The organism is Sulfurimonas sp. SWIR-19 (assembly GCF_020410885.1).
Lineage (GTDB): Bacteria > Campylobacterota > Campylobacteria > Campylobacterales > Sulfurimonadaceae > Sulfurimonas > Sulfurimonas sediminis.
Map to the genome: position 1 here is coordinate 1933085 of NZ_CP084578.1, position 10075 is coordinate 1943159.

12 protein-coding genes and 1 tRNA gene are annotated in these 10075 nt (G+C 36.6%); 4 read left to right on the forward strand and 9 right to left on the reverse strand.

Features of this window, described 5'->3' with window-relative positions; all coding sequences use genetic code 11:
- Positions 1-43 precede the first annotated feature (43 nt).
- Positions 44-946 carry a LysR substrate-binding domain-containing protein gene (locus LCX93_RS10130; protein WP_193150432.1) on the forward strand — a complete coding sequence of 301 codons (903 nt, stop codon included), beginning with the start codon at positions 44-46 and terminating at the stop codon, positions 944-946.
- An 11-nt stretch (positions 947-957) separates the two neighbouring features.
- On the opposite strand, the gene LCX93_RS10135 is transcribed toward LCX93_RS10130, so the two are convergent.
- From LCX93_RS10135 to LCX93_RS10150, 4 genes are read right to left on the reverse strand one after another with little or no spacing between them, the layout of a single operon-like run.
- On the reverse strand, positions 958-1416 hold the full coding sequence (locus tag LCX93_RS10135) for a hypothetical protein (protein WP_193150433.1): 459 nt from the start codon (positions 1414-1416) through the stop codon (positions 958-960).
- Positions 1410-1991, reverse strand: coding sequence for an aminotransferase class IV (locus LCX93_RS10140; protein WP_226066171.1), 582 nt, complete (start codon positions 1989-1991; stop codon positions 1410-1412). Before LCX93_RS10140 ends, LCX93_RS10135 begins: the two co-directional genes overlap by 7 nt.
- Complete coding sequence (cysK, locus tag LCX93_RS10145; protein WP_226066172.1) at positions 1984-2907, reverse strand: cysteine synthase A; 924 nt, start codon at positions 2905-2907, stop codon at positions 1984-1986. The genes LCX93_RS10140 and cysK overlap by 8 nt, the downstream gene beginning before the upstream one ends.
- On the reverse strand, positions 2907-3362 hold the full coding sequence (locus LCX93_RS10150) for a low molecular weight protein-tyrosine-phosphatase (protein WP_226066173.1): 456 nt from the start codon (positions 3360-3362) through the stop codon (positions 2907-2909). The genes cysK and LCX93_RS10150 overlap by 1 nt, the downstream gene beginning before the upstream one ends.
- A 60-nt stretch (positions 3363-3422) precedes the next feature.
- Between LCX93_RS10150 and LCX93_RS10155 the strand changes: the two genes are divergently transcribed.
- The gene (locus tag LCX93_RS10155) at positions 3423-3680 is read left to right on the forward strand and encodes a hypothetical protein (RefSeq protein WP_226066174.1); all 258 of its coding nucleotides are present in this window, start codon (positions 3423-3425) and stop codon (positions 3678-3680) included.
- 2 nt (positions 3681-3682) lie between these two features.
- Here the strand turns inward: LCX93_RS10155 and LCX93_RS10160 are convergent, their stop codons facing one another.
- The 4 genes from LCX93_RS10160 to LCX93_RS10175 form a co-directional block, all read right to left on the reverse strand.
- Positions 3683-4132, reverse strand: a complete 450-nt coding sequence (locus tag LCX93_RS10160) for a YaiI/YqxD family protein (protein WP_226069435.1) — start codon at positions 4130-4132, stop codon at positions 3683-3685.
- A gap of 55 nt (positions 4133-4187) precedes the next feature.
- On the reverse strand, positions 4188-6605 hold the full coding sequence (lon, locus tag LCX93_RS10165) for an endopeptidase La (RefSeq protein ID WP_226066175.1): 2418 nt from the start codon (positions 6603-6605) through the stop codon (positions 4188-4190).
- Positions 6606-6624: 19 nt separating this feature from the next.
- Positions 6625-7362: an outer membrane protein assembly factor BamD gene (locus LCX93_RS10170; protein ID WP_226066176.1), complete on the reverse strand. Its 738-nt coding sequence runs from the start codon at positions 7360-7362 to the stop codon at positions 6625-6627.
- Between the two features lie 423 nt (positions 7363-7785).
- Positions 7786-9024 (reverse strand): IS110 family RNA-guided transposase, encoded by a 1239-nt coding sequence (locus tag LCX93_RS10175; RefSeq protein WP_226065297.1) that lies wholly within the window; start codon positions 9022-9024, stop codon positions 7786-7788.
- A 297-nt stretch (positions 9025-9321) separates the two neighbouring features.
- On the opposite strand from LCX93_RS10175, the gene mntA reads away from it, so the two are divergent.
- Positions 9322-9744: a type VII toxin-antitoxin system MntA family adenylyltransferase antitoxin gene (gene mntA, locus LCX93_RS10180; protein ID WP_226066177.1), complete on the forward strand. Its 423-nt coding sequence runs from the start codon at positions 9322-9324 to the stop codon at positions 9742-9744.
- Positions 9713-9928, forward strand: coding sequence for a HepT-like ribonuclease domain-containing protein (locus tag LCX93_RS10185; RefSeq protein WP_226066178.1), 216 nt, complete (start codon positions 9713-9715; stop codon positions 9926-9928). Before mntA ends, LCX93_RS10185 begins: the two co-directional genes overlap by 32 nt.
- Positions 9929-9975: 47 nt before the next feature.
- On the opposite strand, the gene LCX93_RS10190 is transcribed toward LCX93_RS10185, so the two are convergent.
- Positions 9976-10051: transfer RNA gene (locus LCX93_RS10190), tRNA-Phe, on the reverse strand.
- Between the last annotated feature and the right edge of the window lie 24 nt (positions 10052-10075).

Genomic DNA, 10075 nt, shown 5'->3' on the forward strand with positions numbered 1-10075 from the left:
ATGAGTTATAATTTTACTATTATTGATACTTATAGGAATTATTATGTTAAAAGATTTTGCGAAATTACACACGTTTTTGATGGTTATAAAAGAGAAAAGCTTCTCTAAAGCATCAGCAAAACTTGGGATTTCCCAGCCCGCTGTCACGCAGCAAATCAAGTTCATTGAAGATTATCTTGATACGAAAATAGTTGATAGAAAGAAAAATGGAATTATCCTCACAAAAGAGGGTGAAGATCTATACAGAATCGCTTTAAGACTTGAAAAAGCTATACACAGCAGTGAAAAAGAGTTGTTGAAAATCATCAACAAAGAGTTCACTTTTGTCATGGGTTCTTCTTTTGCAATCGGTAATTATGTGCTTCCGAATTATCTCAGTGAAATAAAAAAACGCATCAACAATGAAGTTTTTATGAATGTGGATCTCTCTTCAAACATTATTGACCAGCTTGAAGATAAAAAGATAGATGTTGCCCTCATCGAATCTCCTGTTTTCAGAGATGGTGTCATTTACAGAGAATGGGTGGAAGATGAATTAGTCGTTTTTTCAAACCAGCCGATGAAAAAACATCTCAGTGCAGATGATTTACTCGATTTTGACTGGATTTGTCGTAATGAAGATTCCCACACAAGAAGACTGACATCAGAAGTTTTTGAAGAAATGGGAGTGCAGTGTAATAATTTCAATGTTATCGGTGTTCTTGCCAGTCCGACTTCCATCAAGGAGTCTATTTTACATGCAGATAAAAACGCGGAACGACCGCTTGTCTCCATTATGTCCCGTCATGTCATCAAGTCAGAAATTGAAAACGGTACACTTTATGAAGCCAGACTGAAAAATCATAAAATTACAAGAAGTTTTTACATAGCCTATATGAAAGACAGAAAACACGACGCTTTTGTCGACAATGTAGTCAATTACCTACTCTCGCTTAACAGAGTGTAGGTAACTTTTTATTATTTTATAAATTTGGAGTTTTCCGGATTTGAAAGAAAAGACGCCATAGAGTTTTTCACTCCGCTTTCGTCTATATCAGCCTCTTTTTTCTTTGTTTCTTCTTTGTATGCAGATATATTAATCAAAACCGGAGTTTCATCGATAATAATCTGTAAAATACTCAGCAGGGGCACATGGACAACACTGCCAAAATTTTCACTGCCGAAACCTGCCTCAAAAATTAAAATATCATCCTCTATTCTGGCAGTCTCAAATGTATATCCTGCCAAAAAGAAAAGTGTCAACGGACGAAATTCAGTGTTGATACTTTCCGGTAATGCCGGTGCAAAACTTACATCTTCAATTTTACATAAAATACCGAAATTCTGCTCTTTTTCAAACAGCAGAACAATCAGCTCCTGAATATTTTTTTTCATTAATTGCGCGAAATCTCTGTCTTGTATTATATTTTCTAACAAATTATATCCCTTATATTTTCATTTGGTATTATATCAAAATCTATCATAGCATTCATCAGTGCAAGCTGTTTAAAACGCTTTAGATCATCTACAGATATATCATCTTCTCTGATTTTACCGCTCTCGAGCAACCTTTCTCTGGTCGTTCCCTCAAGCAAAGGGCTTTTTGGTGTTATCCATTCATCTTTATATTTAAAAGCGATATTGGCAATGGATGTATCTGTAATAAGAGAATTTTTCACAATAAGTATGTCATCACAAAAAGATTTTTTTTGCAACAGCCTCTCTATTTTGCTTCTGTCATAATATTTTTTGCAATACTCTATCTCATTATCATAAACAAGTTTCAGGGTTTGAATACTCTTTTTTTCATACTGATGGTATGTGACTTTGTATTTTTCGCCATCATAAACAACCCTGCACCGGAAAAAGCCTGATGCGGGAGGATGCAAAATATCTTCCAAAATAATATCGGAATGCCCAACTGTTTTCTCAAGCCGTTTTTGATGGTATGCAAGATGAAACAGTTTTGCATCAACTGCTTTTATTGTTTCTAAATATTGAATTTTATTCACTGAAAAGTTCTGTACTTAAGTACCTTTCTCCCGTGTCGCATAAAACGGTCACAATCGTTTTGCCTTTGAATTCGTCCCGTGAAGCCACCTGCATGGCAGCATATACATTTGCCCCTGAAGATATACCTACAAGCAATCCCTCTTTTTTTGCCAGCATTCTGGCTGTTGCTATGGCATCTTCATTACTCACTTTTATCACTTCACTGTAACAGGAGGTATCTAAAATTGCAGGAACAAAACCTGCGCCTATTCCCTGAATTTTATGTGGAGCCGGGCTCTCTCCTGAGAGGATTGCCGAGGCTTCAGGCTCTACTGCAAAAACAGCAATATCTGCAATATGTTCTTTTAGGACCTTCGAAGTTCCGGTAAGTGTTCCCCCCGTCCCTACAGCTGCCACAAAAGCATCCAGCTTTTCCTCTGTATCACGGAGGATTTCCTGTGCCGTTGTGATTTCATGTATCTCCGGATTTGCCGGATTTTCAAACTGTTGTAAAATTATAGAATCCGGTCTGTTTTGCTGAATTTCCACTGCTTTTTGAATGGCTCCGTTCATCCCTTTTGCAGCGGGAGTCAGCACCAGTTCAGCACCTAAAGCCTTGAGCAGGTTTCTTCTCTCTACGCTCATAGACTCAGGCATTGTTAAAATAAGTTTCAAATTTTGAGCTGCACAGTTTGCTGCCAGTGCAATTCCTGTATTTCCGCTTGTAGGTTCAATAATCGTAGTATTTGCCTGAATACGTCCTGATTCTATACCTCGACGGATCATATTGAACCCTATTCTGTCTTTGACCGAACTTGTCGGATTCATAAACTCACATTTTCCCAATATCGTAGCACCTGTCAGCTTTGATGCCTCATTCAGTCTTACCAATGGCGTGTTGCCTACTAATTCGGTTATATTTTTTGCAATTTTCATTATTTTTCCTCTTGAAGTAATTTTACACTAAAAAGATTATTTACACAAACTTCTATCATTTTATAGACTTCCAAAAATCCGTCAAATCCGTCAAAAAAATAGGGATCGGGAACATCCTGACAATTAAATGCAAAACATCCCAGTTTTTCTATATTTTTGGCACCCAGTTTCTTTACATGCAGCCTGTTCTTTTCATCAAGTACAACTATCAATTCATATAAATCAATATCTTCTTTTGTAAACTGTCTCGCCCTCAGATGACTTATATCTATGCCGTGCATTTGTGCCACCTTGATTGAACCCTCACACGGGGGTTCGCCGATATGCCAGTCTCCTGTCCCTGCAGAGTCTATTTTTATATCTATTTTATGTTCTTGTGCTATTTTTTTAGCAATCCCCTCTGCCAACGGAGAACGGCAGATATTGCCAAGACAAACAAATATAACTGATTTCATATATTTCCTATTCTTTGAGTATAATAAGTATCTATATTATACTAAAAAATAGAGGCAATCATGGCAATCTACAGTAGCGACGGCAAAAAATTACTTAATGTTGAGTTTGATGTAACGCCACAGGTTGGTGATATAGTTGACAGTATGCGTGTTTTATCTGTCAATCAAAAAGAGAGTGAAGAATATGCTGTATTCTTACTTGAACCAAATACAAGAGTCACCTGTTATATTTTTGATGAAATCTTCATTATCGGCAAAGAAAGCGGATTTGAAAGTTTAAATGATGCCGTTTTTGCCTGGAAAAATGACGAAATCTAAAGTCATCGCATATATTTTTGCAAAAACATATTTAACTGATTTGCAAAAAGTTCGGCATCTTTTGAACCAAAAGGCTTCGGGCCTTGCGTTATCTCTCCCATTTCTCTGATACTCTCCATGAGATTCCGCATTGCAAGATACTGTTTGATGTTGTCTTTGCTGTAAAGTTCGCCTCTGTGATCTATTGCATGGGCATTTTTATCTATAACTCTGTCTGCCAAAGGAATATCTGCAGTAATCACCAAATCCCCAGAATGCACTCTTTGTACAATTTTATTGTCAGCCTCATCTGCACCTGGATCTACAATGATGTACTCTATATTTTTTGATTTTCCGATATTGATTTTTTTATTTGCAAACACATAGGTTTTTATGCCGTACTTTTCTATTTGACGCAAAATTATCGGTTTTAAAAGATTGGGAAAGGCATCGCCGTCTATATATATTTTCAGCAATCTATTATCTCTTTTTAAACATTAAGTATCTATCCATAAATCAAAACGGGTTCTACACAAGAACCTGTTTTAACACCTCTTCTACCCGTTTAACCGGTACAATCTCAAGTGCTTCCCTTACTTCTTTTGGAATATCTTCCAAATCTCTTTCATAATTTTTTGCAGGAATCAAAGCCTTAGTCATATCGGCTTTATATGCAGCGATAAGCTTCTCTTTTAATCCGCCGATAGGCAAAACATCTCCTGTCAAAGAAACCTCTCCTGTCATCGCAACATCTGAACGTACTTTATATGAACCAAGAATGGAAGAGATGACTGTTACCATAGCTATACCCGCACTTGGTCCGTCTTTAGGCGTTGCACCGTCCGGTACATGTACATGTAAATCATACCGCTTGTAAACCTCACTCGGATCCACCTCTATAATCTCTTCTTTTTCTTTGAAAGTAAGCGGAATGTTGTCCTGTGAGATTCTCAGCTTTCGCTTGTCAATGAGTGTTTTTACAACACTCATTGCAATTCTTGCAGACTCTTTCATAACATCACCCAAACTGCCTGTAAGCTGCAGATTGCCTTTGCCTTTGATACGGATACTCTCTATTCGTAAAACATCTCCGCCTACAGCAGTCCATGCCAGTCCGTTGACTACACCGACAACAGGAATTTTGTCTGTTTTTTCAATCTCAAAGACACTTTTATCGAAAAACTGTTTTAAGTTTTTCAGTGTGACTGATACTTTTGGAATATCACTGTGTTTTAACAGTTCCATTGCTGCTTTTCTCGCCATTTCGGCTATACGGCGGCGCAGGTTTCTGACACCTGCTTCACGCGTATAACTGTGTATCAACTCTTTTAGTGCCGGCTTTGAAATGCTGAGTTCTGATTTTTTGAGTCCGTGTTTTTTAATCTCCTGCGGCAACAGATAACGGCGAGCTATCTCAAACTTTTCCTGTGGAGTATAAGAACTCAATGTGATAAATTCCATTCTGTCACGCAAAGGAGCAGGAATACGCCCGACATCATTTGCCGTTGCTATAAAAATTACATTGCTCAGATCCAAATCAAAATTGAGATAATAATCCCGAAACTCGCTATTTTGTTCAGGATCCAAAATCTCTAAAAGAGCTGCTGTCGGATCTCCTCTTTGTGAGCGGGTAATTTTATCAATCTCATCAAGCACTATAACGGGATTCATTTTTTTCGCATCTATAAGCCCCTGTGCTATACGTCCTGGCATAGCCCCAACATAGGTACGGCGGTGCCCGCGTAATTCATTTACATCTTCAAGACCACCCAGTGCTATTCGGATGAGCGGACGCTTGAGTGCAGTTGCTATAGAGTTTGCAAGAGAAGTCTTTCCGACACCCGGAGGGCCCGAAAAACACAATATCGCTCCGGCACTTTTTTTCGCTGAAACACCACGCAGTTCAAGCAGTTCTTTTACTGCAAAGTACTCCACAATTCTCTCTTTTGGTTTTTCTAGCGAAAAGTGGTCTTTGTTGAGCTGTTCTTCCACACTCTCTATGCGAAGCGGTTTCTTTGCCAAAGCACCAAAAGGAAGATCCAAAGCCCAGTCAAGATATGTCTGCGTCATAGAAGCATCCGAAGAATCCGGGTGCATGCGGGCAAAGCGTTCTAGCTGCTTGCTTATCTCTTTGTAAGCATCTTCTCCCATTTTCTTCTTTTTGGCTTCTAATTTTTTTCTGTACTCTTCTATCTCTTCTTCACGGGATGTATCTGTTCCGAGTTCTTTTTGAATCTGTTTCAGCTGCTCTTTTAAAAAGTACTCTTTGTTGACTTTTTCTATATGTGTATGCACTTTTGAACGAATTTCACGCTGAAGCTTGTTTGCCTCTATCTCATCAATCAGCAGATCAATAAGATCCAAAAATCTTTTTTCGGTATCAGTTTCGACAAAAAGCTTATAGGCCTGCTCTTTTTTGAGTTTTACTGTTGAGCATATCAGATCAATGATACGATTGTGATCATGATTTTCTTCTATAGTTCGTAAAAGGTCAGGCGGGAAATAGTTGCTTACAGCAGCCAAAGCTCTCACTTTTTCACGCACGACTTCAAGTATCGCATCAATTTTTAAAGAATCAACCTCTGTTGACTGCATTACATCTACATGAGCTATAAGCGGATCTTCTGCAACTTTATATAAAGACTTTGCACGGGCAAGCCCTTGAAAAAGTACTTTGACCCGTCCATCAGGCAGCGAAACCTTCCGCATGATTGAGCCTACTACACCTGCGTCATACAGCGCGTCATACTCTCTTTCACCTTCATGTCCCGGCTTAGTCGGGCAGACTATCACCAAAGAATTGTTTTCAATGGCCTTTGCTGCCGCCTTAATATTTTTTTCATCACTTAAAAAAAGTGGTGAAATCATAAAAGGATATAAAAAAAGTTCATCTTCTGCTATCACCGGGATGTCAGCAGGAAATTCTCCGTAATTGCTTAATTTCATAAATATAGTTTCCTTAATATTATTTTGTTTTATTATTGTCTGATTTAATTGTATTTCTAGAGACAACACTCTGTGTATCCGGAATCATAAAAGCATACCAGCTGGATGTGCCGTCTCCCTCAAATACTTCTCTGTACCATGGTATTTTTGCACGCTCAACCTCATCCCATTTTATCCATGGTTCTACTCTTAAGGTGCGATAATATGCTGCCGATTCCGGTTTGTCAAGTCTGGTATACAAATCGACAATCTCCTTATTTAAAGAGGCATCAGCAAGGTATAAATTTGTCAGCATTGTATCTACTAAAGAGTAGTACATAGAGTGCGGATAATTTTGCTTGAATGTTTGAGCATTTTTTATGGCCTCAAGTATAAGTCCTTGATCCCGTCTTGGATTTGGAAGGGCCAAATATTTTGCTTTGATTTTTAAAAATTCCGCGAATTCTCTCTCATTCGCATTTGCATATCTTCTGACATATTCATTTAAAAAGTGTTCAGTAAGCAGATACTCTTCATTGTGCATATGCGCAATTGCAAGAATCATGGTTGCCTCAGGCAAAAGAGGCGACCCGATATGCTCCCCCTGCAAAGAGGAATAGTAGTCATCCGCTTTGTCAATATTTCCGGATGAAATAGACTCCACAATTTTGCCATACCAGTAAACAGCCGGCTTGTTGTATTCGTCCACTTCTTTTGAACACGAAGTAAATAAAATGATAAAAGAGAGTGCAAATACAAAAGAGAATTTTGATTTCATATGAAAATGTCCTAATTAATTTAAATTGATTGTTATTTTATCCAAAAGTTATATAATAGGGATTAAATAGGAAATATTTTGTTATAATTAAACTTAGACAAGAGACTATTTAAAGCAATCCTATAAAGAATAACTTAAACGGAGCGAAAAAATAAAAAAGACAATAGTCCCGTAACAATAAACTTTCAAAGAACATTTTTAAGAGCCTTTTGGCTCTTAAGAGCGTTTGATTTTTGAAGCACTTTTTACAAGTCATTATCTAGAATTTGACTCAAGTGTTTCAATGATCAAACAACTAAAAAACTGTTTGGTTGACAATGATAAAGTGCTAGGTGCCCCTTGAGGGTATAGACTGTTATATAATTGTCTATATAGTGTTTATCAAGTTCTATAACAACTTATTGTTAAATAGTTGAATGAAACTCAAGATGCTGATGCCTGAAATACCCTTTGAGGATTATAGGCAACATTGTTTTTATAAATAGCTAAAATGATATGAGCAAGTTTCCTTGCAACAATGACTACAGCCTCTTTTTTGGCTCTGCCTTGAGAGACCTTGTCTCTAAAGAGCTTATTAAGTTCATTATTATGTCTAATAGCTGCAATGGCAGCTTGATATAACGCTTTTTTAGCTAACTTTGCACCTCTCTTTGCAATAGGACCATAACTAAGCTTATTGCCAGATTGCTCCAGTGTAGGATAGAGGCCCAAATAACCAATAAGATGAGAGTTGTTTTTAAACCTGCTCAAATCCCCACACTCACTAATGAGTGCAAAGATGGTTTTATCACTTACACCAGGAATGGTTCGAAGGTTATCAATAATATCCATGACCTCTTGCTCCTCATCCCTCTCAAGTTGTGGTGCTTGATGAAAAAGCTTTAGCATCTCATTTTCAAGCTCTTTAAGCTCCTCTTGTAGAAGTTTAATAAGTCGAATATGAGACTTTATGACATAAGCTCTCTCATCTACACCATTACCCTGATAGACAGAGTGTTTGGCTAACTCTAAAAGCTTTTGTGCTTTTTGCTCATTAAAGTTATTGCCTTTAATACCTCGAAAGGTTTTAAGTATCCTCTGCGCACTGGCATACTCATAATGCTTTGCAGTTGGATACTTTTCAAGTAGAGCAAGCCCCGTTACATTAAATGGGTCTTTTATTACCTGTTCCATCTCAGGAAATACTACAGCTAAGAGTGTAGATATCTGTCGTTTATGCTTTTTTATCTCCTCAAGGAGATTATTCTTATGTCTATAGAGTGATTTAATACTTTGGTAAGTATCTTCACTCACATAAGCTTTAGAGTATCTACCTGATTTGATAAGAGCTGCTATCATTAAAGCATCAATGTTGTCATTTTTTACTTTTTTCATACTGTCCATCTCTCTAAATCTATTTGTTTGATAAGGATTGAGTAATAGTACATTAAATCCTTTTTCACTCAAATAAAGGTAGAGATTTTCAAAGAAGATTCCTGTTGCTTCCATACCAATGGTAAAGGTTGAAACTTCATCAATAGAGTTCAAAAGTAAAACCAATTCACTAAAGCCATTCTCGTCATTATTAAACTTGAGTGACTTCTTTATTACTTTATCATCTTGATTAACCACACAGGCAACATGAAAACTCTTTGCTATATCTATACCTACATAATAGTGCATTGTGCATCCTTTCATTTGTTTAACTTTTTCTTACAGCCTCGTAACGATAGAGGATTGAGATAAAACCCATCCTGGCATCCTATAGGTAAGTTACACAAGTTAAACGCAGTATGCTTTCTTAGATAGTGGCATAAAACCTCATAAGGAAAAATGACTGTCATTCAACTCTTTAACTGTAAGTTGTTTTAGTATTTGACAAACACAAAAACGACTTTATCAAAAACTAAAAAACAATTATCAAACCACTACTCCCTTGGATGTAATGACTTGATAAATTTATTATACGAGGTTATATGGATGTTGATTGAACAAATAAAAAATATTTTGCAAAAATATGAAGTAATTGAAAATACTCTTCTTTTTGGATCGTATGCGAACAAGCAACAGCATAAAATGAGTGATATCGACATTGCTGTACAGACTACAAAAGAGTTGGATCTTTTTGAGATTGGAGAAATTATTTCCGACCTTGAAATACAACTTAACAATAAAATAGATTTTATCATCCTAAATGAACTTTATAAAAACTCTCCACTTTTAGCGTACAATATATATTTAAACCATATACCTGTATTTATACATAATCATAAAAAATATAATATTTTTAAAGAAAATTCTATGCACTATTATTTTGATTTCAAACATATTATCGATGAACAAAACGAGACATTCAAGCAAAGGATATTAGATGGAAATATTGCCAAAACTCAAACAGCTTGAAGAAAATATAAAAATATTAGAAGAGCTAAAACAAGAAATGCAAGCAGAAGATATTGCTACCAATAAACGCTATGAATCGGAACTGCGATATGGTTTTTTTGAATCCATACAAATATTGATAGATGTTAGCTGTAAAGTGACAAATCATTTTAACTTGGGAAAGCCTGAAAACTATAGAGAATGACTTCAAAAATTTTATATCTGAGATAAGAGAAAATATATTTGAATAAGTGGTGGCCTGTCTCGGAATCGAACCAAGGACACAGTGATTTTCAGTCACTTGCTCTACCGACTGAGCTAACAGGCCATTTGTTTAAAAGAAGTGAAATAT

What these genes read in the sequence shown, in the direction of transcription:
- LCX93_RS10150 (WP_226066173.1), bottom strand. Translation starts at nt 3,362, where the DNA reads ATGAAATCAGTTATATTTGTTTGTCTTGGCAATATCTGCCGTTCTCCG.
- LCX93_RS10155 (WP_226066174.1), top strand. Translation starts at nt 3,423, where the DNA reads ATGGCAATCTACAGTAGCGACGGCAAAAAATTACTTAATGTTGAGTTT.
- LCX93_RS10185 (WP_226066178.1), top strand. Translation starts at nt 9,713, where the DNA reads ATGGAAATATTGCCAAAACTCAAACAGCTTGAAGAAAATATAAAAATA.
- LCX93_RS10170 (WP_226066176.1), bottom strand. Translation starts at nt 7,362, where the DNA reads ATGAAATCAAAATTCTCTTTTGTATTTGCACTCTCTTTTATCATTTTA.
- LCX93_RS10130 (WP_193150432.1), top strand. Translation starts at nt 44, where the DNA reads ATGTTAAAAGATTTTGCGAAATTACACACGTTTTTGATGGTTATAAAA.
- cysK (WP_226066172.1), bottom strand. Translation starts at nt 2,907, where the DNA reads ATGAAAATTGCAAAAAATATAACCGAATTAGTAGGCAACACGCCATTG.
- LCX93_RS10175 (WP_226065297.1), bottom strand. Translation starts at nt 9,024, where the DNA reads ATGCACTATTATGTAGGTATAGATATAGCAAAGAGTTTTCATGTTGCC.
- lon (WP_226066175.1), bottom strand. Translation starts at nt 6,605, where the DNA reads ATGAAATTAAGCAATTACGGAGAATTTCCTGCTGACATCCCGGTGATA.
- mntA (WP_226066177.1), top strand. Translation starts at nt 9,322, where the DNA reads ATGTTGATTGAACAAATAAAAAATATTTTGCAAAAATATGAAGTAATT.